Origin of the sequence: Burkholderia sp. BCC1208 (assembly GCF_902833095.1) — a bacterium.
Classification (GTDB): Bacteria; Pseudomonadota; Gammaproteobacteria; order Burkholderiales; family Burkholderiaceae; genus Burkholderia.
The window spans coordinates 39,077-64,303 of the sequence record NZ_CADFDY010000015.1; the positions used below are offsets into that span (position 1 = coordinate 39,077).

Genomic DNA, 25,227 nt, shown 5'->3' on the forward strand with positions numbered 1-25,227 from the left:
TCCGAATTTCCAAGAGGCAAAGAACATGAAAGTACTGATCACCGGCGGCGCCGGCTTTCTCGGCCAGCGTCTCGCGCGCAAGCTGCTCGAGCGCGGCGAACTGACCGGCCCCGACGGCCGGACGGAGAAGATCGACGAACTGGTGCTGCTCGACGTCGTCCAGGGCAGCGATTTCGGCGATGCACGCGTGACGTCGATCGTCGGCGACATCGCCGATCGCGCGGTGCTCGAAAGCGCGATCGACACGCGCACGGGCGCGATCTTCCACCTCGCGGCGATCGTCAGCGGGCAGGCCGAAGCCGATTTCGATCTCGGCATGCGGATCAACCTCGACGCATCGCGCACGCTGCTCGAAGTGTGCCGTGCGCGCGGCCACCAGCCGCGCGTCGTGTTCACGAGCTCCGTCGCGGTGTACGGCGGCGCGCTGCCCGACGTGGTGCAGGACGACACCGCGCTGAACCCGCAATCGTCGTACGGCGCCGAGAAGGCGATCGCCGAACTGCTGCTGTGCGACTACGCGCGGCGCGGCTTCGTCGACGGCCGCGTGCTGCGGCTGCCCACCATCAGCGTGCGGCCCGGCCGCCCGAACGCGGCCGCGTCGTCGTTCGCGAGCGGCATCATCCGCGAGCCGCTGAACGGCGAGGAAAGCGTGTGCCCGGTGCCCGGCTCGACGCGGCTGTGGCTGCTGTCGCCACGCGGCGCGATCGACGCGCTCGTCGCCGGTTGCGAGATCGACGGCGCGAAGCTCGGCAACAAGCGCGTGATCAACCTGCCGGGGCTGTCGGTGTCGGTCGACGAGATGATCGCGGCGCTGCGCGAAGTCGCGGGCGACGAGGTCGTCAAGCTGATCCGCCATGCGCCCGACGAACGCGTCGAGAAGATCGTCGGCAGTTGGCCGGGCCGCTGGGATACGTCGCGTGCGCAAGCGCTCGGGCTGACGGGCGACACGTCGTTCGCGGACGTGATCCGCAGCCATATCGCCGACGAGCGGCACTGAATCCCGCCGCGTCGCGTCGGGCCGCGTCAGCGCGGCCCGGCGGATTCCCGGGCAGGCAACGGCGCGCGTTTCGTTTCACCCGGCCGGTTCGCCGAACCCGCCGCCCACTGCCATGCGAGCAGCCCCGGCAGATAGAACAGCAGGTCGCGCACGCGGCGCGCGCCGGCCAGCGCGAGACAGGTCGGCGGGTCGAACCCGAGCAGCCCGCCGATCAGCACGAACCCGCCCTCCTGCACCCCCAGGCCGCCCGGCATCAGGAACGCGATGCTGCTCACGAGCTGGATCAGCGCCTCGATCGCCAGTGCCTGCGCGAAAGTCGGATCGGCGCCGAGGAAGTACAGCGCCAGCCAGATTTCCAGCGCATAGCCCGCGAACTGCAGCGTCTGCCAGATCCCCAGATAGCGCACGACGACGCCCGTCTTTCTCCAGATCATCCGGATCGACTGGTCGGTGCGTGCCGATTCGCCGACCAGCGCCACCACCTTGCCGCTCGTGACGCGGTTCAGCACGCGCATCGCGCGTTCGAACGGCCGCGCATGCTGCACCAGCGCGAACAGCAGCAGCACCGGGACCAGCGCGGCCATGCCGATCGCGAGATTGGCCGCCACCCGCGCGGCATCGGACGACACGCGTTCGAGCACATAGCCGATCGCGACCAGCGCGAAGAACAACTGGCTGATCAGCGTGAGCTGCATGTCGGCGACGAGGCTGGCCACGGCGGTCGCCGGACGCACGCCCGCCTGCCGCAGCAACCCGAACGACACGATCTCGCCGCCGATGCGCGCGACCGGCAGCAACCCGTTGATCGATTCGCGGATCCACACGAGTTTCAGCATCGCCAGCAACGAAGGCCGGCGCGGGCCGCGGATCAGCATCCGCCAGTCCCACGCGTTCGCGAGCATCGGCAGGACGTGCGCGAGCGCGGCGACCAGCAGCCCGGCCCCGGCGCTCCGCAGGCGATGCAGGATGTCCTGCGGATGCTCGCGCCAGACCAGCCACACCGCGAGCGCCAGCCCGCCGAGCGCGACCGCCCGCCCCGCATGGCGAAGCCGTGCGTCGCCGCGCATGGCGACCGGGCCCGCCGCCGCGTCGCGGTTCGGCTCCGTCGTCATGACTCCCCCGCCGGCGACAGCAGGCCTTGCCGGTCGACGCGAAAGCGCGTGCCGCGCCACACGACATGCGACGAGAAGAAGCTCGATATGAAAACTGCGAACTGCAGGAGATCGACGAGCGGCAGCCAGAATGCGCCGCGCAGGCTCGCGCCGGTCGCGCGGCTCGTTCTCAGCATCAACCATGCGCGCGACGCCAGCGCCGCGACCGCGAGCGCACACGCGGCGGCCGTGCCGCCGGAGAACAGCACCGCCAGCAGCGCCAGCGGCACCGGATGCATCAGTACCGAGCCGAGATGACCGGGCCGATCCGCCGCGCGGATCGTGCAGCTCCAGCGCAATTCGTGTGCGTACAACCGCGCGAACGTCTCTTCGACACACGCATGCCCGACGACGAGCGACGGAATGACGACCTGCGCGCCCGCTTGCCGCACCGCTTCGCCGAGTGCGTGATCTTCCGCCAGGTGATGCGCGAAACGCACCAGCCCGCCGATGCGTTCGAGCGTCGCGCGCGTGATGGCGATCGTCTGACCGAAGCAGGGCCGCGCGCGCCCGATGAAGAGCCCGGTGATCACGCCCGGCAGAAAATGGTAGTTCGTCATCGCCGCGGCGACGCCGGGCCAGAATCCCGGCGATGCGACGCCGCGATACACGCTCGTCACGATGCCGACATCCGGCTGCTGTAGCGCACCGACCACGGCGCGCAGATAATCGCGCTCGACCAGCACGTCGCTGTCGGCGAGACAGAGCACCGAATACTCCGCGTGTTCGAGCATGTTCACGAGATTGGCGATCTTGCGGTTCGGCCCGTACAGCCGCGCATCGGCGACGACCTTGACGTTCGCGTCCGGATATCGCGCGCGCAGCGTCTCGACGGCCGCGAGCGCCGCGTCGCCCGCATCGTGCACGCCGAACAGGTGCTGCACCGGGCCCGGATAATCCTGCACGAAGTAGCTTTCAAGATGCTGTACGAGATCCCATTCGTCGCCGTGCAGCGGCTGCGCGACGGTGACGCCCGGATACGTGCGCGGCTGCGCCATCGCCCGGGAAAAGAACCGGCCGACCAGTACGCCCGCCGTGAGCGTGTACGCGATGCCCAGCGCCACGCCGAGCCCGCAGACGACCGACATTGCGTCGGCCAGCGCGTGCAGCACATGCAGAAAAACCATGCTTTCCCCCGGTGATGACCCGTACGACCGCAATTGCAAGGAACGGCGGCGCACACGCGGGCTCACCCGTGCACGCCGCCGTACCGGTTCCCGTTGAGCCGGATATGAAGGACGACCAGCCGACGGTACGCGCAATCGGATGACACGACTACCGTGCGGCGATCGATTCCGGTCATACGCACGTAATCGCACGCCATCGCGGCCTTGAACGCCGCGTCGGCAAGCTTACGGGCCGTCAGGATCGCGGTGGCGAGCGCAACGACGGTCCAGATGCGGAACGTCATCGTGGTGAAAAATGCTTCGGGTACGCGCCATGCAAGCAACGAAACCAGCACGAAGCATTGAATGAACATGCCGGCCAGTGCGGCGATCAGCAGGTGGGCGCGCCATTGCCCGATCGTCGAGGATGCCATCAGGATTGAACCTCCCGTACGGGCGACGCGCATCGAACGGACATCGGTCGAACGGGTCGCGGATTGGCGCTCGGGTGCGGGCGGCTCGCGCCGGACACGCCGGAGCGGTTCGGGATCGGGGGAAGCGGAACACCACCCGGGAAACGTCGTGGCCGATGGTAGCGGGATTGCCGGCGCCAAACCTTAAGCGTTCTTCAGAATCGTCCGACATTTGCGGTAGCGCAATTACAATCCGTTTCACGGTGCGCACGGTCACGCTCGTACAATCGCAGACGCCCGCACCCCGAATCGACCATGCGACTCCTCCTTGTTGAAGACGACGACCTGATCGGCAGCGGCCTCGAGATCAGCCTGAGCCAGGCCGGCTATCACGTCGACTGGTTGCGCGACGGGCATGCGGCCGCGACCGCGCTCGCGACGACGCGCTTCGCACTCGTCGTGCTCGATCTCGGGCTGCCCGGCAAATCGGGCACGGAACTGCTGCGCGCGCTGCGCGACGCCGGCGATACGGTCCCCGTGCTGGTGCTGACCGCACGCGGCACCGTGGCGGACCGTGTCCGCGGCCTCGACGACGGCGCGGACGACTATCTCGCGAAACCGTTCGAACTGTCCGAAGTGCTCGCCCGCTGTCGCGCACTCGTGCGGCGCTCGCAGGGCCGTGCCGGCGACGAGATCGTATGGCGCGACATCACGATCGACCTCACCACGCATACCGTGACGCGCAATGCAGCGCGCATCGCGCTCACGTCGCGCGAGTGGGCGATCCTCGTTCAGCTCGTCACGCACCCGGGCATGCCGCAGTCGCGCGCACGTCTCGAGGACGGCCTGTACGGCTGGCAGGAGGGCATCGAAAGCAATGCGATCGAGGTTCATGTGTCGAACCTGCGCAAGAAGCTCGGCGCGGAACTGATCCGTACCGTCCGCGGTATCGGCTACGTGGTCGAGCTTCCGTGATCGCCGGCTCGATACGACGCCGCGTGTCGCTGATGGCGATCGGCTGCGTGACCGTCGTCTGGCTCGTCGCCGTGTTCGGCAGCTTCCGGCACGCGACGCGCGAGATCGGCGAATGGGAAGACGCGCGCCTCGTCGAATATGCGTCGCTGCTCGTCGATCTGTCGGCGGCCGACCTCGACCGTCTCGCGCACTTCCCACCCGACGCCCGCGTCGAACTGGCCCGCGGCGATGCGAAATCCGGCCCCGATGCCGACGGCGATCGCCTGCCGCGCGACGTGCTGTTCGAGGTGCGCGACGCGCAAGGCAACGTCGTCGCGTCGAGCCTCCCGGCCGACGCTACCGGTTTGCCCGACCCGCGCGGCTCGACCGACGTACCGGAAACGATCGTCATCCGCGACGTGCAATGGCGCACGCACACGCTGCGCGCGCCCGAGTCGGGGCGCCGGGTGCGCGTGATGGAGATGTCGAATACGCACAGCGATCTGGCGACCGGTATCGCGCGCGGCATCGTCCAGCCGCTGGTCATCGCGCTGCCGGTGCTGGCGCTGCTGCTGTGGGTGATGATCGGACGCAGTCTCGCACCGCTGAAGATGCTGTCGACGCTGATCGGCGCACGCGATGCACGATCGCTCGAACCGCTCGGCATCGCGACCGTGCCGGATGAAGTACGCACGCTCGTCGACTCGATAGACCGCCTGCTCGCGCGGCTGCGGCAATCGATCGTCCGGGAGCGCGCGTTCACGTCCGACGCCGCGCACGAACTGAAGACGCCGCTCGCCGCGATCAAGGTGCAGGCCCAGGTGGCCATCGCGACCGACGATCCCGCCCACAAGCATCTGGCGATGCAGCGCGTCGTGCAGGGCGTCGACCGCAGTGCGCGGCTCGCCGAACAATTGCTGCTGCTCGCGCGGCTCGACGAGTACGAACGCATTCCGGCGCGTGTGCTCGTCGTGCGCGAACTCGTCGATGCCGCTGTCGACCGCCATCTGTCGAAAGCCGCGGACAAGGCCATCGACATCGTGCGCGGCGACCTGTCCGCGCGGACGATCGACGCCGATCCGATCCTGATCGGCATCCTGCTCGACAATCTCGTCGACAACGCGATCAAGTACGGTCGCCCCGGCGGCCGCATCGAGCTCGGCGTACACGACGACGGCTCGCTGCAATGCATCGTCGTGCGCGACGACGGCCCAGGCGTCGCGCCCGGCGAGCGCGAACGGCTCGGCGACCGGTTCTATCGCGGCAGCGGCACGCCGTCGCCCGGCAGCGGGCTCGGACTGTCGATCGTGATCCGCATCGCGCAATACTTCGGCGGCACCGTCCGGTTCGAATCCGGCATCGGCGGCCACGGCCTCGGCGTGGCGATCACGCTGCCGTCGACGGATGCGGGGCGAGCGGAGCCGCGCGCTTAACGTTTCGTTAAGGATTCGGCCGTAGAATCCGCCCGCACCATGCCATCCCCGTGGCCCGTCAGGAGTCTTCATGTCCGCACCCGCCCGTTATGACGCCGTTGCCCGTTCTCTTCACTGGCTGATCGTGGCGCTGGTCGTCGCGCAATATGCGATCGGCTGGACGATGCCCGACGTGCATCGCGACACGCAGCCGGTCGGCCTGATCGCCGCGCACTTGATCGTCGGCACGGCGCTGCTCGCGGCGATGGCGTGCCGCGTGCTGTGGCGTGCGACGCATCGCCCGCCCGCCAGCGATCTGTCGCCCGCGATGCGCGCGCTGTCCGGCATCACGCACGGCACGCTCTACCTGTTGCTGATCGCGGTGCCGCTGCTCGGCTGGATCAACGCGTCGTCACGCGCGTGGGCGGTAACGCTCGTCGGCATCGTTCCGTTGCCGGCGCTGTCGGCAGCCGGCTCCGGATTCGGTCACGCGATGGGCGACGTGCACGGCATTCTCGCGTGGGTACTGTTCGCCGGCATCTGCGTGCACGTGGCAGCCGCGCTGATGCACCGCTTCGTGCTGCGCGACCAGGTCGTGCAGCGCATGATGCCGTGGTGATCGATCGGGCCGCTCATCGGAACCGGTTGACGCGTTGATCGCGACGCCGCGCGAAGCGGCGTGCAACGACCGGCATCGCGGCCGGCGCCCGTCGGGCACGTCGCGCGGTGCGAAGCGCATGCGATTTGCCGTCCCGCGAACACGGCGGCCAGCCGTGACACACGACCATGTCGGCACCTAGTTGCTGGTTTGCGCCGGCATGCCGGCATCCGGTGCCTGCGCGGCCGACGTCGCCATGCGCGAGCGATCCTGCTCGGCAAGCTTCGCTTCCGCCGCCTGGATATCCGCCGGATACTCGCCTTCGTCGCCCTTCGCCGGGTCGTACCCGGCCGCTTCCAGACGCATCAACTCCTCGCGAACTTGCGCGCGCGTCAGCGGCCCGGCCGATTGCGCGAATGCCGCCTGACCGGCGATCGCTCCGGTTATCATCAGTAGTGCGATATATGTTTTCATCATGAACTCCTTCAATGTGACGTATCGATCAACGACGGAATAGGCGTGACCTGCGGATGCAGGCAGGTGGATCAGCTTCCGAAATAGATCGCGCAGAAGCTTGCGGGGCCGACGCATGCGGCGGCGCCTCGACGCGGCGACATCGCCGCCGGCTTGCCCGCTTCGGACGACATGGCCGGATCGCTGCCGACCGCCGTGCTGGCCTGGCGCTGCGGCATCCGCTCGGCCTGGTGCTGGAACAGCGGGCTCACGTCCGGATACGACGTATCGGTCACGAAGCGCAGCCCGTCGTTTTCGGCATCGATCAGTTCCTGCCGGACCTGCGCGCGCGTGAGCGCCTGTGCGGACGCTTGCGTCGCGACACCCGCGAAAGACATCGCCGCCACCGTGGCGGCCGCCAGCCAGTGCTTGTTCATGTTCCACTCCTTCAGAAGTCAACGAGACGACGTGCTACACCCGTATGACGACGGAGGGGGCGGGTTTATTCCCGGCTTGTCGGGCCACCTTTGCCGGACCTTCATCGAACTGTCATTCGTTCGTCAGCCGGCGTAACCTGACGTAACGCAGCGCCCGTCGCGCTTCGGGCAGACTGACCACCACTTCATCCGGACCGCCCATCGATCGACCATGTCCGCCGCTTACGACCATGCAGCCGCCCTGCTGCGCACGCTGTACGACCGCCATATCGACAGCGGCGCGGTGCTCGACACGGCCGCATTCCCGGATGCCGAGCGTTTCGTGCGCGCGTGGCCCGCGATCCGCGCGGAGGCGCTCGACGTAGCACGCGACATGCCGCGCATCCCGCGCTTTCACGAAATCATGCGCGAGCAGTACGACATCTCGGCCAACGATGCACGCGACTGGCGCATGTTCATCATGCAGGCGTACGGCCAGCCGTTCGCGCGCAACCTGTCGCGCTGCCCGACCGTCGCGTCGCTCGTCGCGGCGTCGCCGGACGTGCTGTCCGCGTCGCTGTCGTTCCTCGCGCCCGGCAAGCACATCCCGCCGCATCGCGGGCCGTTTCGCGGCATCCTGCGCGGTTATCTCGTGCTGTCGATGCCGAGGCGCGCGGACGGCACGCCGGCCGCCGTGCTGAAGGTCGACGGCCACGAATATCGGCTCGACGAAGGCCGCTTCCTGCTGTGGGACGACACGTTCACGCACGAGGTATGGAACGACAGCGACGCCGTGCGGATCGTGCTGCTGCTCGATATCCGCCGGCGCGGGATGCCGCGCTGGCTCACGTGGCTGTCGAACGCGGTGATCGGCGTCGTGCGGCTCGGGATCCGGATCAGGGGGCGCTCGATTCCGGTTTAGCCGCCGCGCCGCGCACGGCGCTCCGTTCCGCCTTTCGGCACCCGCTGGATCGCCTAAACTACAAGCCATCCCTTCGTGCGGCTCCTGCCAGCTACCGCCATGGCTCACCTCTTCTTCGCCGCATCGATCCAGCGGCATGTCGAAACGCCGGAGCGCGACATCGACGCGCATACGGTCGGCGAAGCATTCGACACCATTTTCAGCGAGCAACCGCGCCTGCGCGGCTACATCGTCGACGATCAGGGCGCGCTGCGAAAACACCTGGCGGTGTTCATCGACGGCCAGCCGATCCGCGACCGGCAGCGTCTGTCCGATGCGCTCGGCGACGCCAGCCGCGTATATGTTGTACAGGCGCTGACAGGCGGATAAAGGGATCGATGCACGGGCGCATCCCCCCATACCAAGCGCCGTCGCGCCAAGGCGGACCATCCGGAGACATGGCACATGAACGATCGACTGCTCGTCGCCACCCGCAAGGGCCTGTTCGTCCTGCAACCCGACGGTAAGGACGGCTGGACGCTCGGCGAACCGCATTTCATCGGCGAGCCCGTGAGCATGGTGCTCGCCGACCCGCGCGACGGCACGCTGTATGCGGCGCTCAATCTCGGCCATTTCGGCGTGAAGCTGCATCGGATGCGCGCCGGCGCCGCCGACTGGGAGGAATGTGCGGCCCCGGTTTATCCGCCCCAGCCCGCCGACGCCGACGTCGATGCGCCGCCCGCCCGTGCCGATACGCACACGGGCGGCAGCGACACCGACGACGAACCGCCCGGGTCGCCGCAGCCGCCGTGGACCCTTCAGCAAATCTGGTCGCTCGAAGCCGGCGGCACGGACGAACCCGGCGTACTGTGGGCCGGCACGATTCCCGGCGGCCTGTTCCGCTCCGACGACCACGGCGATTCTTGGGTACTCAACCGCGCGCTGTGGGATCGCCCCGAACGCGCCGAATGGGGCGGCGGCGGGTACGACGCGCCGGGCATCCATTCGGTGATGGTCGATCCGCGCGACAGCCGACACGTCGCCGTCGGCATCTCGTGCGGCGGCGTCTGGCAGACATTCGACGGCGGCGCAACGTGGCGCGTGACCGCGCAAGGCATGGAAGCCGACTACATGCCGCCCGAACGGCGCGGCGAGCCGAACATGCAGGATCCGCACCGCGTCGTGCAGTGCGCGGCCGATCCGGACGTGCTGTGGACGCAGCATCACTGCGCGATCTTCCGCTCGACCGACGGTGGCGAACACTGGCGCCGCATCGAAGCGCAACCGTCGAGCTTCGGTTTCGCGGTGGCCGTGCATCCGCACGAACCGGATACCGCGTGGTTCGTGCCGGCCGTGAAGGACGCGTGCCGGATTCCGGTGAACGGCCGGTTCGTCGTCACGCGCACGCGCGACGGCGGCCGCAGTTTCGAGAGCCTGTCGAACGGGTTGCCGGCCGCGCCCGCGTACGACCTCGTGTACCGGCATGGGCTCGCGGTCGACGATTCCGGCACGCGCCTCGCGATGGCGTCGACGACGGGCGGGTTATGGACGTCAGTCGATGGCGGCGACAACTGGCGACAGGTATCGGCGCATTTGCCGCCGGTGTATTGCGTCAGGTTCGGGTAGCGACGCGAGAATCGGCGGGCGCCATTCGCGCCACCGCATCGCGCGTCCGCGCGATTTCCGCTTCGAGCCAGTCGAGAAACCGCCTGACCTGCGGCTCGCGCTCCCGCCCCGGCCGGCACAGCGCGACGAAGCGCGCGCCGTCGAGCCGCACGGCGGGCTCGATCGGCATCAACGCACCGCGCTCGACGTGCTCGGCGGCCAGCACCGAACTGAGCAGCGCGATACCCTGCCCGTGCAGCACGGCCTGCAATGCGTAATGCTCGTCGTCGTAATGGCGAAACACCGCGCGTTCGAGCCACGCTTGCCGGGCCGCCGCACGACACCACGACGCCCAGTCGACCGACACGGGCAGCGGTGTATCCCACACGGTCTCGATCAGGTCGAGCGGCGCGTCGGTGCGATGCGCGTCGAAGCCGGCGGCCGCATACGCGCCGAAATACTCGTCGATCAACGCAATCTCGTGCAGCGCCGGAAACTTGCGCGACGTCGCGCGAATCGCGAGATCGATCCTTGCATCGCGTTCGAGATCGACGAGCGCGTTCCCCGTTTCGACCTTGATGTGCAGGTGCGGATCGACGCGGCGAAACGCACCGAGACGGGGAATCAGCCACATCGCCGCAAAGGCCGGCGTGGTGGTCAGCACGAGCGGGCGCGCGTCGGCCGCATCCGGACGCACGGCGTCGAGCCCGCGGCTCAATGCCAGCAACGCATCGTGACTCGCGCGAAACAGCCGCTCGCCTTCTTCGGTCAGCCGCACGCCGCCCGCGCCGCGCTCGAACAGCAGCACGCCGACGCGGCTCTCCAGCGACTTGATCTGGTGCGACACGGCCGCCGGCGTCACGGCGAGCTCGTCCGCGGCGGCTTTGAACGTGCCGAGCCGTGCCGATGATTCGAATACACGCAATGCGGTCAGGGGGAGTTTCGAGAACACGAAGCCTCGCGGGCCGGATGCGGCCGGGTTGAATTGGATTCAATCGGGATGAGATTAGGTGAATTGAAGCGGGCGCGCAACGCGGGTAGCCTTGCGGGACGTCGCGGCATGGCGCCGCGATGGTTGCAGTCGAACCGGAGGGACCCCGTGCAAGGCCTACCGCGCAGGATCACGCAGGCGGTGCTCTACGAAGCGATCGCCATTTCCTGCATTTCGCCCGTGATCGCGGCGCTCTTCAAGCAGGATCTCGTCTACTCGGGCGCGCTGTCGGCGACGATGTCGGCGATCGCGATGCTGTGGAACATGATCTTCAACGCGCTGTTCGAGCGCTGGGAAGCATCGCGCCGACAACCGGCGCGTACGCTCGGGCGGCGGATCCTGCACGCCACCGGATTCGAAGGCGGGCTGATCTTCATCCTCGTGCCGGTCGTGTCATGGTGGCTCAACATCTCGTGGTTCGATGCGTTCGTCGTCGATATCGGGCTGTTCGCGTTCTTCTTCTGCTACGCGTTCGTGTTCCAGTGGGCGTTCGATCGCGTGTTCGACGTGCCGGCGGCGACGAAGGGGTCGTGAGTCGGGCGCCTACGCCCCCGCGGCGATTTTCGGCAACTGCCAGCCGAAGCGCACCGCCGCCATCCGCAACGCAAAGCACGCGACGCCGCCGAGCACGGCCGCGACGACGGGCGGGCAACCGAGACGCCGGCACAACACGACGACGACCGCGCCGAGCAGCGCCGCGCTTGCATAGATATCCGTGACCAGCACGACCGGTATCCGCGCGAGCAGCAGATCGCGCACGACGCCGCCCCCGCAGCCGGTCACGGCGCCCATCAGCGTCGCAATGAACGGGTGGACGCGGAATTCGAGCGCCTTCACCGCGCCCGCCACCGCGAACAGCGCGAGGCCGGCCGCATCGAGCGTCGTCAGCAGCGCCGGCGAGAACGACGCGACCCGTGCATGAAACACGAACGCGAACAACCCGGCGGCGAACGCGAGCGCCGGATAACGCCAGTCGCTCACGGCGCTCGGCGGGCGGGCGCCGATCAACAGGTCGCGAATCACGCCGCCGCCGAGCGCGACGACGAGCGACAGCACCATCACCCCGAACAGATCGAGTCCGGCGCCGATCGCCGCATTGGCGCCTTCGATCGCGAACACCGCCGTGCCCGCGAGATCGGCGGCGAGCACGACTTGCCCGATGCGCTTCATGCGAATGAAGGGCCGAAGTATCGGACCGTCCGGTTGCCGCCTGCGTCGACCGAAGCGGTCGCGCCGTTCGGCCGCGTGCCGGCTGCGCGTAGCCGGCCGGATGCATCAAGCGGGTTGCGGGTCATTGCCGTCTCCTCGATCGGGGATCGAGCAGTCTAGCGCATCGCCCGCCGCCCGTCGGCGCGAGGGCGATGCACACAGCAAAAAGCCGGCGCAAGCAGGTCTCCCTGCTTGCGCCGGCTCGACGTTCACGTCAGGCTTCGGGCCGCGGCCGCAAAGCGCGACGCGTCACGCTCAATGCACGCCGAGGTATGCCTTCACCGCCGGCAGGCCCGGCTTGCCGTCGATCGTCGTCACGCCGGCCAGCCACTTGTCGAGCGATTGCGGATTCGCCTTCAGCCAATCGGCGGCGGCCTTGTTCGGATCCTGCTTGTTCATGATCGGCATCATCACGTGGTTCTCGATCGACGTCGTGAACTGCAGGTTCGACACGAACTTCGCGACGTTCGGGCAACGCTGCGCGTAGTCGGGCGGCGTCGCCGTCAGCACCTTCGCTTCGCCGTAGTTCGGCCCGAACACGTCGTCGCCGCCGGTCAGGTAGTCGATCTTCATCTGCACGTTCATCGGATGCGGTTCCCAGCCGAGGAACACGATCCACTGTTTGTCGCGCGCCGCGCGGTTCACCTCGACCAGCATCCCGGCCTCGCTCGACTCGACCAGCTTGAACTTGCCGAGACCGAACTGGTTGCCGTCGATCATCTTCTTGATCAGCGCGTTGCCGTCGTTGCCCGGCTCGATCCCGTAGATCTTGCCGTTGAGCTTGTCGGCGTATTTCTGGATGTCCGCGAACGACTTCAGGCCACCCTGGTACACGTAGTCGGGCACCGCGAGCGTGTATTTCGCGCCGGTCAGGTTGGGCGTCGCGAGCACCTTGATCGTGCCGGCCTTCGTGAACGGCTGGATGATCGGGTCCATCGTCGGCGACCAGTAGCCGAGGAACACGTCGATCTGCTTGCTCTTGATCCCCGCGAACGTGATCGGCACCGAGGCGATCGTCTTCGTCGGGTTGTAGCCGAGCCCCTGCAGCATCGTCGACGCGAGGCCCGTGGTCGCCGCGATGTCGGACCAGCCGACATCGGCGAAGCGCACGTTCTTGCAAACGGGCGGATCGGCCGCATAAACGGCCGACATCGGCGCGGTTATCCCGATCCCGCACACCGCTGCGATCAATAGGCGCTTCATCTTTCTTCTCCTCAAAGTGATGTCGTTTGCTTGAATGCGGGATCGTTTATTGAAGCCGCGCGCCGCGATCCCGGCGACGTCGCGTACCGATTGTTCGGCCCGTTCAGCGCCCCGGCAACCGGCGCTCGTAGCTCGGCGCATGGCCGAACTGCGCGCGGTATGCCTTGCTGAAATGACACGGCGAGTGAAAGCCGCAGACCGTCGTCACACGCGCGATCGATGCGTCGGTCGTACGCAGCAGGTCGCGTGCGCGTTTCAGGCGCAACGTCAGGTAATAGTGAGTCGGCGATACGTTCAGGTACACCTTGAACATGCGCTGCAGATGCCGCTGCGACAGCCGCACGAGCCGCGCGAGCTCCTCGAGCGACAGCGGCTCCTCGATGTTCGCCTCCATCAGCCGCACGACCTCGATCAGCTCCGCCCGCGAGAAACCGACCCGCGCATCGACCGGAATCGGCTGCGTATCGGTCGAACTGCGGATGCGCTCCAGAATGAACTGCTCGGATACCTGCGCGGCCAGTTGCTGGCCGAACCGCATGCCGACGAGGTTCAGCATCAGGTCGAGCGGCGCGGTGCCGCCGGTGCAGGTCAGCCGGTCGCGATCGACGACGAACAATTCGTCGGCGAAACCGACCTGCGGAAATTCGGCATGCAGCGCGGACAGGTTCTCCCAGTGCACGGTGCAACGATAGCCGTCGAGCAGCCCGCTCGCCATCAGCGCGTAGGCGCCCGTGCAGATGCCGCCGAGCGGCAGCCCGCGGGCCGCGAGCGCCGCGAGCGTATCGCGCGCGCCCTCGTCGACCGTGTCGCGGATGCGGATGCCGCCGCACACGATCATCACGTCGGGCAGGTTCTCGTAGTCGAGCGCCTGCGTGGGCCGCACCGCGATGCCGTTGCTGGCATGCGCGGGCGCGCCGTCGAGCGAGTAGATCGACCACTGGTAGTGTTCCGCCCGCCCGACGTAGTTCGCCATCCGAAGCACTTCGACCGCGCTCGAGAACGCGATCATCGAGAAGTTCGGCAGCGTCAGGAAGCCGAAATGGGCGAGGGACGAAACCGGTGAAACGCAGGCGGCGGGCGCGACAGCGACGGCGGACGTCACATCGGTCTCCTGGCGAGGAGGTTGCAGGGAGCCAGCCCCGCGGCGCAAGCCGCGGGAGCCGTTATCTCGATTCAGGGTCGCGGCCAGGGTATTTCCTGGCCGCCGAAGATCAGGCCTGCGCGGGCTCGGCCTTCACGCGAAAGAGCTGCTTGAGGCCCGAGAACAGCGGCGCCTTCACGGTGCCCGGCGCGCGGCCGAAGCTCTCGGTGATGCGGTCGAGAATGATCGCGAGCAGCACGACCGACAGACCGCTTTCGAAACCGAGGCCGATGTCGAGGCGCTGAATACTCGCGAGCACGTCGTTGCCAAGGCCGCCCGCGCCGACCATCGACGCGATGATCACCATCGACAGCGCCATCATGATCGTCTGGTTGACGCCCTGCATGATCGACGGCAGCGCGTTCGGGAACTGCACCTTGTACAGCAGTTGCCACGGCGTGCAGCCGAACGCCTGGCCGGCTTCGACGATCTCGCGGTTCACGTGGCGGATGCCGAGGCTCGTGAGACGCACCGCGGGCGGCATCGCGAAGATCACCGTCGACAGGATCCCCGGCACGCGGCCGAGACCGAACAGCATCGCGGCCGGAATCAGGTAGACGAAGGCGGGCATCGTCTGCATCAGGTCGAGGATCGGGCGCACGATCGCGGCAACCCACTTGCTCTTCGCGGCCCAGATGCCGAGCGGGATGCCGAGCACGAGGCTGATGATCGTCGACGACAGCGTGAGGCCGAGCGTGATGACCGTCTGGTCCCAGAAGCCGGTCGCGAAGATCAGCAGCAGCGACGCGGTGGTGAACAGCGCGAAGCGCCAGCCCACCCGCCACAGCCCGACGCCGATGAAGATCGCCATCATCATCCACATCGGAATTGCCTGCAGGCCATGCTCGACGAATGCCGCGAGCCCCTCGATCGCTTGACCGATCGTGTCGAACGTCTTCGCGTCGTGGTCGAGCAGGTAGTGAACGCCCTGGTCGACCCAGGTACCGAGCGGAATCATTTCAGACATGGGAGCCTCGCGAACGCGTGATGGCCTTCAGGATGAGCGCACGATCGACCGAGCCGCAGTAGCAGCCGTCGTCGTCGACGACGGGCAGTGCATTCGGGCTCGCGACCACGCGCGCGACGACGTGTTCGAGCGACGCATCGCGCCGGATGCTTTCGACCGGCCGCACGGACGGCGTGTCCTGACCGATCGCATCGCGCGTGACGAAGCCGCGGATCTTGCGTTGCGCGTCGAGCACGAACGCGTATTCGGCGCTGCCGTTCAGCGACGCGGCGACGTTCGCGGCATCGCACTTCGACATGGTCGGCACGGCGCCCGTCTGCATCAGGTCGCCGGCGGTGAGGTAGCGGCTGGTGTCGATGCCGTCGAAGAACGCACGCACGTAATCGTCGGCCGGGTTCGCGATGATGTCCTGCGGCGTGCCGACCTGCACGAGGCGGCCGCCTTCCATGATCGCGATGCGGTTGCCGATGCGCAGCGCTTCCTCCAGATCGTGCGACACGAACATGATCGTACGGCGCTGGTCTTTCTGCAGTTGCAACAGCACGTCCTGCATTTCGCGGCGCTTGAGCGGATCGAGCGCGGAGAACGCCTCGTCCATGATCATCAGCGACGGGTTCACGGCCAGCGCGCGGGCAAGGCCGACGCGCTGCTGCATGCCGCCCGACAACTCGGACGGCAGCTTGTGCGAAAACGGTGCGAGGCCGACCTGCTCGAGCACTTCCATCGCACGGCGCTCGCGCTCCTTCTTGCCCATGCCCCCGACTTCCAGCCCGAATGCGGCATTCGACACCACGGTGCGATGCGGCATCAGCGCGAACGACTGGAACACCATGCTCATGTCCTTGCGGCGCAACGCGGTCAGCGCCGAGCGGCGCGCCGACGCGACGTCGAGCCCGTCGACCAGCACCTTGCCGGCGCTCGGATCGACCAGCCGGTTCACGAGGCGGATCAGCGTGGACTTGCCGGAACCGGACAGGCCCATCAGCACGAAAATTTCGCCTTCCTGCACATCGAAGGAGACGTTGTGCACGCCGACGACCTGACCGGTGCGCTTGAGCACATCGTCCTTCGTCGCGCCGGCGGCGAGCATGTCGAGCGCCTGCTGCGGATTACTTCCAAACACCTTGCACAGACCTTCGACCACAACCTTGGGGGCATCCATCGAAACCTTCTCCTCGTGTAGCGGGGACTCGCGCTTGTCATAGCGTGCCTACATAGTTGCCAGAAAAAACCCCGACCTGCCGACGAATTACGACAAACGCTTGCGCAAATACGACACGGCCGCCAGCCCCGTCCGGCGGGCCGCGCCGCCGATTGCGGCGGCGCAATACGCGCACGGCCTGCAACGACGGGCATCGCCCGCCGGACTTGTGCGCAGCAGCGCGGCAAACGACACATGGGATTTTGCGCCAGGCCGCATCGGTCACGCGTCGCTTTCCGACAAGTTGACGTCCGTTCCGGCGCGGATCTGCTCAGACGAAAGCGCACACCGCATTCGCCAGTAAAAAGCATGACCGTGCAAAAAGCCGTATGACGACACCGAAAGGCGCACCCCGCGATACTGCGCCAAACCCGAAAATCGGAGCAGACGCGCTGTGATACATTCCCCGCAAACACGCCGATCGCGACGTTGCCGCGGGCCTTTCGCACGAGGGCCCAACCGCACGGCGCGCACATGCCGGTTCGCCTGCCGGCCGTGCTGAAACAGCCTCGATCCGGTGCGATCCCGATCGAAGGACGATAACGATAGTGAGAGGGAGCAAGGCGTTGAACTGGGCATTCGCCGTAATCGGTTTCGTCGTGGGCGGCATCGCCGCCTTGATCGGGGATTTCTCGGCCGGGAGCGGCTCGCTGCTCGGGGCCGCCGTCGGGTTCTGCGTCGGGCACGCGCTGCGGCAACGCAAGCTGCAGAACCAGCGCGGCGTGCCCGACGCATTTGCCGTCTCCGCGCCGCCTCCTGCCCCGTTACCACTCGCCGATCGCGTCGCGCGCCTCGAAGCAACCGTCGACACGCTCACGCGCGAACTCCACGCGCTGCGCGCTCAACTGGCGGGCGCGAAGGCCGGCGCGGCGACATCCGGCGGCAGCGCGCCAACGACTTCGGCCGACGCCGCCTCCGCGCCGCTGCCGACACACTTCCCGACACCACCCGCGCAACAACCGGTCGCCGCACGCACGGGCCCGCCGGCATCCCCGTCGACCCCGGCGCACACTACACCGCCCGCACCGGCAACCGCGGCACGCGCCGCGCCTGCGTCCGTTCACGCCGATACCACCGTCATCGCCCCCGCCCCCGCCGCCCCGCCCGAACCGCCCGCGCCGCGCGAACCCGGCATCGCCGAACGCGCCTTCGGCGCCGCGCGCGACTGGCTGCTCGGCGGTAACACGGTCGTGCGTGTCGGGATCATCGTGCTGTTCTTCGGCGTCGCGTTCCTGCTCAAGTACGCGGCCGACAACGACATGCTGCCGATCGAATTCCGTCTCGCGGGCACGGCGCTCGCCGCGGCCGCGCTGCTCGCGATCGGCTGGCGCGTGCGCGCGCGCCGCGCCGCATACGGCCTCGTGCTGCAAGGCGGCGGCGTCGGCATCCTGTACCTGACGATCTTCGCCGCGACCAAGCTTTATGCGTTGCTGCCCGTCGGCGCCGCGTTCCCGCTGATGGTCGCGGTCTGCGCGCTGAGCGCGTTCCTCGCGGTGCGGCAGAACGCGCTGCCGCTCGCGTTCATGGGCAGCGCGGGCGGCTTCCTCGCACCGATCCTGCTGTCGACCGGCCAAGGCAACCACGTCGCGCTGTTCAGCTACTACGCACTACTGAACGCGGGCATCTTCGCGATCGCGTGGTTCAAGGCCTGGCGCCCGCTGAATCTGCTCGGCTTCGTGTTCACGTTCACGATCGGCTCCGCGTGGGGCGTGACGGCCTATCGCCCCGCCCTGTTCGCGAGCACCGAGCCGTTCCTCGTCCTGTTCTTCCTGATGTATGTCGGCATCGCGCTGCTGTATGCGGTGAAACGCGAACTCGCGCTGCGACACTACGTGGACGGCACGCTCGTATTCGGCACGCCGATCGTCGCGACCGCGCTGCAGGCGTCGCTCGTGAAAGACCTGCCGTTCGGGCTCGCGTGGAGCGCGGTCGCGCTGTCGGCGTTCTACGTCGCGGTCGCCGCATGGCTCGCGCGGCGCCGCGACCGCCTCGGACTGCTGTTCGAATCGATGCTCGCGCTCGCGGTCATCTTCGCGACGCTCGCGGTGCCGCTCGCGTTCTCGGGGCCGACGACCAGCGCCGCGTGGGCCATCGAAGGCGCAGCCGTCGTGTGGCTCGGCGTGCGCCAGAAGCGCCTGCTGCCGTTCGGCTTCGGGCTGCTGATGCAGGTCGCCGCGGCCGGCGCGTTCTTCACGAGCCTGCTCGGCCCGGCCGACACGGCTGCGCTGCCGGTGCTCAACAGCCCGTATATCGCGATGCTGCTGATCGCGCTCGCCGGCCTGTTCACCGGCTGGTGGCTGCACGGGCGCGGCGAAGCGCGCGCATGGCACGCCTGGATGCCCGAGATCGGTGTCGCGGCCGCCGCGTGGGGGCTGCTGTGGTGGGTCAGCGGCGGGCTGCACGAGATCCTCATCCATGCGAGCCGTCACGTCGACCTGCACGCCGACCGCTTCGTCGTCGATACGACCGCGCTGTTCGCGGCCGGCACCGCGTGGCTCGCGCACGTCGCGCGCCGCCGGCTCGCGTGGCCACTCGCCGAATGGCCCGCGCTAGCGCTCACGCCGGTGCTGGCGCTGCTCGCGCTGCGCGCGTTCGATGCACACGAAGCGCCGCTGTCGGGCATGGGCGCGTTCGCGTGGCCCGTGGCCATCGGCGCGGCACTTGCACTGCTGTGGCGCCAGTCGCGCGGCATGGCCGACGCCGCCGACACGAGCGGCGCGGCGCCCTCCGTTGCAGCGCGCGTGCTCGCGCCACTGCATACGCTGACGTTCTGGACCCTGTGCGGGCTGCTGTCGCTCGAAGGTTTCTGGCGCCTGCGCGCGTTCGTCCCGGAAGGCGCATGGAGCTGGAGCGCATGGGCGTACGGCTTCGGCGCGCTGCTCCTGCTCGTGTCGGGCCCCGGTTCGCGGCTGCGCTGGCCCGTCGCGGCGTTCCCGCGCGCTTATCAGGTATGGGGAGCCGCGCCGCTCGCCGCGCTGCTGTGGCTATGGAGCATCGCCAGCACGGTGAGCGACGGCGACGCAGCGCCGCTCTTCTGGTTGCCGCTGCTCAATCCGCTCGACATCGCGCAGGGTCTCGTCTTCGTCGCTTTTGCCGCGTGGCTGCGTCGCCTGAAAACGCTCGGCATCACATGGCATCCGCGCGCCGTCGACTATACGGCGATCGCGACCGTGTTCCTGTGGTTCAACGCGCTGATGCTGCGCACGCTGCATCACCGCTTGCACCTGGGCTACGACATCGACACGGTGTTGTCGTCGTTCGGCATCCAGCAGGTATTCATGGTCGGCTGGAGCCTGTTCGCGTTCGCCGGGATGTGGCTGACGCGCCGCGACGGCATCGCTCGCCTGTGCGCGTTCGCGTCGCTGCCGCTGATCGTCGTGATGTGGGCGTGGACCTTCTACGCGAACTTCACGCAGGACGGTGGAAGCTGGGCGCGCGTACCGCTGTTCAATCCGCTCGATCTCGTGCTCGCGGTCGTCTATGCGCTCGCCGCGTCGTGGTTCGTGCGCGCGCGCAAGCTCGGCTGGTCGTTCGGCAAGTATCGCGTCGAACTGCTGGGTGCGGCCGGCGCGACCGGATTCCTGTGGCTGAACGCGATCCTGCTGCGCACGCTGCATCACTGGGCCGGCGTGCCGTACGAGTTCGGCGCGATGGCCGAATCGACGCTCGTGCAGGCATCGGTGTCCGTGTACTGGACGGTCTGCGCGCTCGCAATCACGATCTGGGCCACGCGCCGCGGGCTGCGACCGCTGTGGTTCGTCGGCGCCGCGCTGCTCGCGCTCACGGTCGTCAAGCTGTTCCTGTTCGACCTGTCGCACGTCACCGGCATCGAGCGCATCGTGTCGTTCATCGGCATCGGCGTGCTGCTGCTGTTGATCGGCTATTTCTCGCCGCTGCCGCCGAAGGCCGCCGCCCAACAGGACGGCCAGCCATGAAACGACTCGCCGCCCTGCTCGGGCTGAGCCTGCTCGCGTCGTTCGCGGCAGCCGACGGCGCACCGAACGCCGGACGCGCCACGCAGCGCTTCGCGCTCGACCTCGACGGCAGTGCAGCGTATTACCAGCTCACCGTGCCGCAGCCGGTGTATGCGGCGAGCCGGCGCGACGATCTCGGCGACGTGCGCGTCTTCAACGGCGCGGGCGAGCCGGTGCCGTACTCGCTCGATGCGCCGGCCGCGGCCGCACCCGCCGTGCCGCCGTCCCGCACGCCGGTGCACTGGTTCCCGCTGCCGCTCGCACGCGCCGAGAACGGCAACGCGTCGCTCGGCGTGACGGTCGGCCCCGACGGCGCGCTGCGCGCGGCCTTCGCGACGCCTTCGCGCACCCGGCACCGCGCGGACCTCGTCGACCTGTCGCATGCCGACGGCAGCATCGATGCGCTGCTCGTACACGTGGACGACGACAGCTACCAGGGACGCGTGTCCGTCGAGGCGAGCGACGATCTGCGCAGCTGGCGGCCGCTCGGCAGCACGCAGTTGCTGAAAGTGGGCCGCGGCAACGACATGCTGGTGCAGGAGCGCATCGCGCTCGACGGCGCGGCGCCGCGCTACCTTCGGCTTGACTGGCTCGACGACGCGCCGGCGATCGCGTCGATCGACGTCGAGACGCATTCGCGCGACGCACGCGGCACCGACACGGCGTCGGTGCCGCGCCAGTGGCGCGACGCCGTGCGGATACGTGCCGGCGCCGCGCCGGGCGAGTATCTGTTCGACACCGACGGCGCGTATCCGGTCGACCGCGTGCGCATCGACCTGCCGCAGCCGAACACCGTCGCGCGCGCGACGCTGCAAAGCCGCGCCGATACGCAGGCGCCGTGGCGCGACGTCGCGGCCGCCGTGCTGTTCCGGCTGCAGGGCAAGGGCGGCGAGCAACGCAATCCGCCGCTCGAGTTCATCGCGAATACGGATCGCGCGTGGCGAATCGTCGTCGACATGCGCAACGGCGGGCTCGGCGGCGGCCAGCCGGCCGTCGCGCTCGGCTGGCATCCGGCCGCGCTGACCTTTGTCGCGCGCGGCACGCCGCCGTTTACGCTCGGCGTCGGCGACGCGTCGCTCGTATCGTCGGCCGTGAGCCGCGACGCACTGCTGGTCGGCATGGCGCCCGAAGTGCGGCCTGCCCGCGTCGGCGCGGCGCTGCCGGTGTCGGCGGTCTCGCCGACGGCAACTGCCGATTTGGATAGCGGGCGCCGCTACGTGCTTTGGGGCGCGCTGGTGGTTGCGGTCGGCGTGCTCGGCGCGATCGCATGGCGCCTCGCGAAAGGCGGCGGCGGGACGCGCAGCCGCGACGGGTAATCCCGGGGTAACGCGGCAGGCGAAGGGAACGAATACCGTGCTTTCCGATGCCGCGTGCATGTCGCATGCGAGCGCATTGAAACATCGATCGTTGTTCGCGCAAGCAACGTGTCATGCAACGAAGCCGCGTGGTGATGCACCTACCCGGCGCGCACGCCGTTGACACGTGCCGCCCCGCGCCCCAGACTCGCCGCTCCGTTACCCCACCGCGAGCGCCCATGATCACCTGCTTCCTTCGCTACGTCATCGATCCGTACAAACTCGTCGAATTCGAAACCTACGGCAAGATGTGGATTCCGCTCGTCGAGCAGTTCGGCGGCACGCATCACGGCTACTTCCTGCCGTCCGAAGGCGCGAGCAACATCGCGCTCGCGATGTTCTCGTTCCCGAGCCTCGCCGAATACGAGCGCTACCGCGAACGCTCGAAGGACGATCCGGCCTGTCAGGCCGCGTTCCGCTACGCGGAGGAAACGCGGTGCATCGTCAGCTACGAGCGCAGCTTCTTCCGGCCGGTGTTCGAGTAACGGGCCGCGCCAGCGCGTATCGCCCCCCATTTTCCGGCCGAGGACGAAAAAAGCCCCGCCAGCATCCGCGCGGCGGGGCCAACCCATGTCAGTAGAGACATCATGGAGGAGACGAGCCCATCTTATCGACCGTGGCGCACCGTCCCAACCAAGCATTTCTGCTATCGATCTGCGGGACTGCGCGCACGATTGCCGTGGCGGCGCGGCATATCGATAGAACGAAAAGTCGTTTTCAGAGTGGCGACGGGGTCGTTACCATCTGGTTTTAAGCCTGTGCTTAGCCGGGCCAGCCATTCCGAGGAGCGCCCCTTGACTGCATTCGATCAACACCGCCGCCCGTTCGTCGTCGGCATCGGCGGGACCACCCGAGCCGCGTCGTCCACCGAACGCGCGCTGTCGTTCGCACTGCGCGGCGCGCAAGCCGCCGGCGCGCGCACGCGTCTGTTCGACGGCCCGTTCCTGCATACGCTGCCGCACTACGCACCCGAACACAAAACGCTGACCGACGCGCAGCGCGAGCTGATCGACGCCGTGCGCCAGGCCGACGCCATCATCATCGCCACGCCCGGCTATCACGGCGGCGTGTCCGGTCTCGTGAAGAATGCACTCGACACGCTCGAGGAGCTGCGTGCGGACGACCGCCCGTATCTCGACGGCCGCGCAGTCGGCTTGATCGTCACCGCGTACGGCTGGCAGGCGGCCGGCACCGTACTGACGTCGCTGCGCTCGATCGTCCATGCGCTGCGCGGCTGGCCGACGCCGTTCGGCGCAACCGTCAACACGCTGGAAACGCGCTTCGAAAGCGCCGACAACTGCTCGGATCCGAAGGTCGTCGCGCAACTCGAGACGGTCGGCGCGCAAGCCGCCGAATTCGCGCTCGCGTTCGCGTCGCATCGCGCGGCCTCGCATGCGGCATCGGTCGATGCGCTCGCACCCGTGCTGAAAGTCGCCAACCAGTAACCTCCGCATTCCGCCGCGCGCCTTCGGTCGACGAGCGTCGCCGGGATTGCGCGGCGCGTCTTCCGACGCGTGGCGATGTGCCGGGCGCCTCGTCGCCCCTGCCGAAGGCACTGTTCCCGCGCACCACCCCGATAACGATTCAGCCCGCCGCGTAATTTGCATTGGCCGAAAGATTGGTTCACGCGGCCGGTCGGTTTTCGTACGCTGAAAGTCCGCACTTTTTCCGCGCACGCCATGAACCGTACGATCCGCTACAAGGGCTATGAAGTCGCTCCCGCTGCCGCCCGGTTGCCGAACGGGCTGTTCGCCGCCAACCTGACGATCGAACGCGCGAGCGGCGGGCCGTCGCCGCGCTCCGTGTCATTCGACGCGATCGATTTCTTCTTCGAGGAAGAGCACGCCCTCGCCTACGCGTCGCGCTGGGGCCGCCTCTGGGTCGACACGAACGCGTGACACGCGCGGGCGGCGTGCACATGACCCGTCGAAAATACGCGATTACGGAAGCTGTGCAAAAATCTTTCGATCCGTAATCGCATAACAATAGTCATGACCGACACGCTGCAGGAAGAACATGCAGCCGCAGATCACGCGATGCGCAACTGGACCTTCGAGAGGCAAGGTCCGGTCCGAATCGGTTCCGATGCGCACAAGCAGATGTTCTGTCGGATGCTGCTCGACACACACAACCCGTACAAGCCGGCCGTGATCGACTGGCCGCCGCTCCAGCCGGCCGAACTCAGGCGGCTCACGTCGCTGCCGATCTGGGACATCGCGGTGCAAACCGAAGGCCGCGCGTCGATCCGCGTGGCGACTTACGCCGCGACGGTCGACGATCCGCTGCTGCGCCGCGCGCTCGAGATGGACGGCGGCGAGGAAGCCCGCCACAAGGTCGTGCTGTCGAAGCTCGTCGAGGCATACGGCATCCGGCTCGCGCCCGAGCCTACCCGGCGCCGACCGACCCCGAATGGTCGTGGATGATGACGGGCTTCAGCGAATGCATCGACAGCTTTTTCGCGTTCGGCCTGTTCCGCTCCGCGCAGCGCTCCGGCTATTTCCCGCCCGAACTGGTCGAGACCTTCGAGCCGGTGATCCAGGAAGAAGGCCGCCACATCCTGTTCTTCGTGAACTGGTTCGCATGGTACTGGCGCACGATGCCGTGGTGGCGCCGGCCGTGGTTCTTCGCACGCGTGGCGGCCGTGTGGGTGCAACTGATCCGCGATCGCATGAACATCGCGCGCGGCATCGATGCCGATGGCGCCGCGCGTGACGCAAATTTTCCGGCCACGGGCACCGCCGATATCGGCGATGCACTGAACCCGCGCGAGCTGATCGAGCTGTGTCTCGTGGAGAACGACCGGCGGATGGCCGGTTACGACAAGCGCCTGCTCCGTCCGATGTTCGTGCCGCGGATGGCGCGGTTCGCGCTGCGGTTTCTGAAGAAGTAAAGTCTCGGGCGCTCGCCGCCGGTCATGCGGCAAGCGCCGGTTTCGTCCATGTTGCTGGACCGAATGTGGCGTATCCGACACATTCAATCCTACCCTATTTTTCCTCGACACGTCGACGCGCAGACCGCATGAGCGTCAAATCGCCGCGCCATGGATCTGACATTTCAGGCCCCGTTGCGACGCCGACCCGCGGTCTTTGACGCCCTGTCGCCATCACGCGAAGTACCCGCCGCGAGCGCGTCAGCTCGGCTTCCGGCATGCGCAGCGATTCCGCCTTAACGCCGATATCC

24 protein-coding genes and 2 pseudogenes are annotated in these 25,227 nt (G+C 67.9%); 15 read left to right on the forward strand and 11 right to left on the reverse strand.

What is annotated here, in order from left to right; translation table 11 throughout:
• The first annotated feature begins 25 nt into the window (after window positions 1–25).
• Window positions 26–997: a D-erythronate dehydrogenase gene (denD, locus tag HWX09_RS31460; RefSeq protein WP_027781396.1), complete on the forward strand. Its 972-nt coding sequence runs from the start codon at window positions 26–28 to the stop codon at window positions 995–997.
• 26 nt (window positions 998–1,023) lie between these two features.
• Here the strand turns inward: denD and HWX09_RS31465 are convergent, their stop codons facing one another.
• The 3 genes from HWX09_RS31465 to HWX09_RS31475 form a co-directional block, all read right to left on the reverse strand.
• On the reverse strand, window positions 1,024–2,109 hold the full coding sequence (locus tag HWX09_RS31465; protein ID WP_027781397.1) for a lysylphosphatidylglycerol synthase domain-containing protein: 1,086 nt from the start codon (window positions 2,107–2,109) through the stop codon (window positions 1,024–1,026).
• Window positions 2,106–3,275, reverse strand: a complete 1,170-nt coding sequence (gene hpnI, locus HWX09_RS31470; protein ID WP_027781398.1) for a bacteriohopanetetrol glucosamine biosynthesis glycosyltransferase HpnI — start codon at window positions 3,273–3,275, stop codon at window positions 2,106–2,108. The genes HWX09_RS31465 and hpnI overlap by 4 nt, the downstream gene beginning before the upstream one ends.
• A gap of 62 nt (window positions 3,276–3,337) precedes the next feature.
• Window positions 3,338–3,721, reverse strand: coding sequence for a hypothetical protein (locus HWX09_RS31475; RefSeq protein WP_027781399.1), 384 nt, complete (start codon window positions 3,719–3,721; stop codon window positions 3,338–3,340).
• A gap of 261 nt (window positions 3,722–3,982) precedes the next feature.
• On the opposite strand from HWX09_RS31475, the gene HWX09_RS31480 reads away from it, so the two are divergent.
• The 3 genes from HWX09_RS31480 (at window position 3,983) to HWX09_RS31490 (ending at window position 6,652) form a co-directional block, all read left to right on the forward strand.
• On the forward strand, window positions 3,983–4,642 hold the full coding sequence (locus HWX09_RS31480) for a response regulator (protein ID WP_027781400.1): 660 nt from the start codon (window positions 3,983–3,985) through the stop codon (window positions 4,640–4,642).
• Window positions 4,639–6,054 (forward strand): ATP-binding protein, encoded by a 1,416-nt coding sequence (locus tag HWX09_RS31485; protein ID WP_027781401.1) that lies wholly within the window; start codon window positions 4,639–4,641, stop codon window positions 6,052–6,054. Before HWX09_RS31480 ends, HWX09_RS31485 begins: the two co-directional genes overlap by 4 nt.
• A gap of 70 nt (window positions 6,055–6,124) precedes the next feature.
• Window positions 6,125–6,652, forward strand: coding sequence for a cytochrome b/b6 domain-containing protein (locus HWX09_RS31490; protein ID WP_027781402.1), 528 nt, complete (start codon window positions 6,125–6,127; stop codon window positions 6,650–6,652).
• A 177-nt stretch (window positions 6,653–6,829) separates the two neighbouring features.
• Here the strand turns inward: HWX09_RS31490 and HWX09_RS31495 are convergent, their stop codons facing one another.
• Together HWX09_RS31495 and HWX09_RS31500 are read right to left on the reverse strand one after the other, a co-directional pair.
• Window positions 6,830–7,105, reverse strand: coding sequence for a DUF4148 domain-containing protein (locus HWX09_RS31495; protein ID WP_027781403.1), 276 nt, complete (start codon window positions 7,103–7,105; stop codon window positions 6,830–6,832).
• Between the two features lie 71 nt (window positions 7,106–7,176).
• Window positions 7,177–7,521 (reverse strand): DUF4148 domain-containing protein, encoded by a 345-nt coding sequence (locus tag HWX09_RS31500; protein WP_027781404.1) that lies wholly within the window; start codon window positions 7,519–7,521, stop codon window positions 7,177–7,179.
• Between the two features lie 211 nt (window positions 7,522–7,732).
• On the opposite strand from HWX09_RS31500, the gene HWX09_RS31505 reads away from it, so the two are divergent.
• The 3 genes from HWX09_RS31505 to HWX09_RS31515 all read left to right on the forward strand — a co-directional run bounded on the left by HWX09_RS31505 (window position 7,733) and on the right by HWX09_RS31515 (window position 10,027).
• Window positions 7,733–8,422, forward strand: a complete 690-nt coding sequence (locus HWX09_RS31505) for an aspartyl/asparaginyl beta-hydroxylase domain-containing protein (RefSeq protein ID WP_027781405.1) — start codon at window positions 7,733–7,735, stop codon at window positions 8,420–8,422.
• A 99-nt stretch (window positions 8,423–8,521) separates the two neighbouring features.
• Window positions 8,522–8,791, forward strand: a complete 270-nt coding sequence (locus HWX09_RS31510) for a MoaD/ThiS family protein (RefSeq protein ID WP_027781406.1) — start codon at window positions 8,522–8,524, stop codon at window positions 8,789–8,791.
• A gap of 75 nt (window positions 8,792–8,866) precedes the next feature.
• Window positions 8,867–10,027 (forward strand): hypothetical protein, encoded by a 1,161-nt coding sequence (locus HWX09_RS31515; protein WP_027781407.1) that lies wholly within the window; start codon window positions 8,867–8,869, stop codon window positions 10,025–10,027.
• On the opposite strand, the gene HWX09_RS31520 is transcribed toward HWX09_RS31515, so the two are convergent.
• Window positions 10,014–10,958: a LysR substrate-binding domain-containing protein gene (locus tag HWX09_RS31520; protein ID WP_027781408.1), complete on the reverse strand. Its 945-nt coding sequence runs from the start codon at window positions 10,956–10,958 to the stop codon at window positions 10,014–10,016. The two genes, HWX09_RS31515 and HWX09_RS31520, sit on opposite strands and share 14 nt — an antisense overlap.
• A 147-nt stretch (window positions 10,959–11,105) precedes the next feature.
• On the opposite strand from HWX09_RS31520, the gene HWX09_RS31525 reads away from it, so the two are divergent.
• The gene (locus HWX09_RS31525) at window positions 11,106–11,531 is read left to right on the forward strand and encodes a PACE efflux transporter (protein ID WP_027781409.1); all 426 of its coding nucleotides are present in this window, start codon (window positions 11,106–11,108) and stop codon (window positions 11,529–11,531) included.
• A gap of 9 nt (window positions 11,532–11,540) precedes the next feature.
• Here the strand turns inward: HWX09_RS31525 and HWX09_RS31530 are convergent, their stop codons facing one another.
• The 5 genes and pseudogenes from HWX09_RS31530 to HWX09_RS31550 form a co-directional block, all read right to left on the reverse strand.
• A complete protein-coding gene (locus tag HWX09_RS31530) occupies window positions 11,541–12,167 on the reverse strand; it encodes a trimeric intracellular cation channel family protein (RefSeq protein WP_027781410.1) in 627 nt (208 codons plus the stop codon).
• Between the two features lie 294 nt (window positions 12,168–12,461).
• Window positions 12,462–13,409, reverse strand: coding sequence for a choline ABC transporter substrate-binding protein (locus tag HWX09_RS31535; RefSeq protein ID WP_027781411.1), 948 nt, complete (start codon window positions 13,407–13,409; stop codon window positions 12,462–12,464).
• Between the two features lie 103 nt (window positions 13,410–13,512).
• A complete protein-coding gene (locus HWX09_RS31540; protein ID WP_027781412.1) occupies window positions 13,513–14,511 on the reverse strand; it encodes a GlxA family transcriptional regulator in 999 nt (332 codons plus the stop codon).
• Between the two features lie 109 nt (window positions 14,512–14,620).
• A complete protein-coding gene (gene choW, locus HWX09_RS31545) occupies window positions 14,621–15,517 on the reverse strand; it encodes a choline ABC transporter permease subunit (protein ID WP_027781413.1) in 897 nt (298 codons plus the stop codon).
• Window positions 15,510–16,801, reverse strand: a pseudogene (locus HWX09_RS31550) (glycine betaine/L-proline ABC transporter ATP-binding protein); the annotation flags it as partial. The pseudogene HWX09_RS31550 and the gene choW, both read right to left, overlap by 8 nt.
• Here HWX09_RS31550 and HWX09_RS31555 point away from each other — a divergent pair.
• From HWX09_RS31555 to HWX09_RS31585, 7 genes and pseudogenes are all read left to right on the forward strand, one after another.
• Window positions 16,780–17,022 carry a hypothetical protein gene (locus tag HWX09_RS31555; protein ID WP_155257273.1) on the forward strand — a complete coding sequence of 81 codons (243 nt, stop codon included), beginning with the start codon at window positions 16,780–16,782 and terminating at the stop codon, window positions 17,020–17,022. The pseudogene HWX09_RS31550 and the gene HWX09_RS31555 sit on opposite strands and share 22 nt — an antisense overlap.
• A gap of 262 nt (window positions 17,023–17,284) precedes the next feature.
• Window positions 17,285–20,653 (forward strand): DUF2339 domain-containing protein, encoded by a 3,369-nt coding sequence (locus HWX09_RS31560; RefSeq protein WP_027781415.1) that lies wholly within the window; start codon window positions 17,285–17,287, stop codon window positions 20,651–20,653.
• On the forward strand, window positions 20,650–22,008 hold the full coding sequence (locus tag HWX09_RS31565) for a DUF3999 domain-containing protein (protein WP_027781416.1): 1,359 nt from the start codon (window positions 20,650–20,652) through the stop codon (window positions 22,006–22,008). Before HWX09_RS31560 ends, HWX09_RS31565 begins: the two co-directional genes overlap by 4 nt.
• Window positions 22,009–22,226: 218 nt before the next feature.
• On the forward strand, window positions 22,227–22,532 hold the full coding sequence (locus tag HWX09_RS31570) for an NIPSNAP family protein (protein WP_027781417.1): 306 nt from the start codon (window positions 22,227–22,229) through the stop codon (window positions 22,530–22,532).
• Between the two features lie 309 nt (window positions 22,533–22,841).
• Window positions 22,842–23,492: an NAD(P)H-dependent oxidoreductase gene (locus HWX09_RS31575; protein ID WP_027781418.1), complete on the forward strand. Its 651-nt coding sequence runs from the start codon at window positions 22,842–22,844 to the stop codon at window positions 23,490–23,492.
• 234 nt (window positions 23,493–23,726) lie between these two features.
• Window positions 23,727–23,945 (forward strand): hypothetical protein, encoded by a 219-nt coding sequence (locus tag HWX09_RS31580; RefSeq protein ID WP_006480563.1) that lies wholly within the window; start codon window positions 23,727–23,729, stop codon window positions 23,943–23,945.
• Window positions 23,946–24,038: 93 nt separating this feature from the next.
• Window positions 24,039–24,937, forward strand: a pseudogene (locus HWX09_RS31585) (ferritin-like domain-containing protein).
• Window positions 24,938–25,227 lie beyond the last annotated feature (290 nt).

What these genes read in the sequence shown, in the direction of transcription:
- denD (WP_027781396.1), top strand. Translation starts at nt 26, where the DNA reads ATGAAAGTACTGATCACCGGCGGCGCCGGCTTTCTCGGCCAGCGTCTC.
- HWX09_RS31465 (WP_027781397.1), bottom strand. Translation starts at nt 2,109, where the DNA reads ATGACGACGGAGCCGAACCGCGACGCGGCGGCGGGCCCGGTCGCCATG.
- hpnI (WP_027781398.1), bottom strand. Translation starts at nt 3,275, where the DNA reads ATGGTTTTTCTGCATGTGCTGCACGCGCTGGCCGACGCAATGTCGGTC.
- HWX09_RS31475 (WP_027781399.1), bottom strand. Translation starts at nt 3,721, where the DNA reads ATGCGCGTCGCCCGTACGGGAGGTTCAATCCTGATGGCATCCTCGACG.
- HWX09_RS31480 (WP_027781400.1), top strand. Translation starts at nt 3,983, where the DNA reads ATGCGACTCCTCCTTGTTGAAGACGACGACCTGATCGGCAGCGGCCTC.
- HWX09_RS31490 (WP_027781402.1), top strand. Translation starts at nt 6,125, where the DNA reads ATGTCCGCACCCGCCCGTTATGACGCCGTTGCCCGTTCTCTTCACTGG.
- HWX09_RS31495 (WP_027781403.1), bottom strand. Translation starts at nt 7,105, where the DNA reads ATGAAAACATATATCGCACTACTGATGATAACCGGAGCGATCGCCGGT.
- HWX09_RS31500 (WP_027781404.1), bottom strand. Translation starts at nt 7,521, where the DNA reads ATGAACAAGCACTGGCTGGCGGCCGCCACGGTGGCGGCGATGTCTTTC.
- HWX09_RS31505 (WP_027781405.1), top strand. Translation starts at nt 7,733, where the DNA reads ATGTCCGCCGCTTACGACCATGCAGCCGCCCTGCTGCGCACGCTGTAC.
- HWX09_RS31510 (WP_027781406.1), top strand. Translation starts at nt 8,522, where the DNA reads ATGGCTCACCTCTTCTTCGCCGCATCGATCCAGCGGCATGTCGAAACG.
- HWX09_RS31515 (WP_027781407.1), top strand. Translation starts at nt 8,867, where the DNA reads ATGAACGATCGACTGCTCGTCGCCACCCGCAAGGGCCTGTTCGTCCTG.
- HWX09_RS31530 (WP_027781410.1), bottom strand. Translation starts at nt 12,167, where the DNA reads ATGAAGCGCATCGGGCAAGTCGTGCTCGCCGCCGATCTCGCGGGCACG.
- HWX09_RS31535 (WP_027781411.1), bottom strand. Translation starts at nt 13,409, where the DNA reads ATGAAGCGCCTATTGATCGCAGCGGTGTGCGGGATCGGGATAACCGCG.
- choW (WP_027781413.1), bottom strand. Translation starts at nt 15,517, where the DNA reads ATGTCTGAAATGATTCCGCTCGGTACCTGGGTCGACCAGGGCGTTCAC.
- HWX09_RS31565 (WP_027781416.1), top strand. Translation starts at nt 20,650, where the DNA reads ATGAAACGACTCGCCGCCCTGCTCGGGCTGAGCCTGCTCGCGTCGTTC.
- HWX09_RS31570 (WP_027781417.1), top strand. Translation starts at nt 22,227, where the DNA reads ATGATCACCTGCTTCCTTCGCTACGTCATCGATCCGTACAAACTCGTC.
- HWX09_RS31580 (WP_006480563.1), top strand. Translation starts at nt 23,727, where the DNA reads ATGAACCGTACGATCCGCTACAAGGGCTATGAAGTCGCTCCCGCTGCC.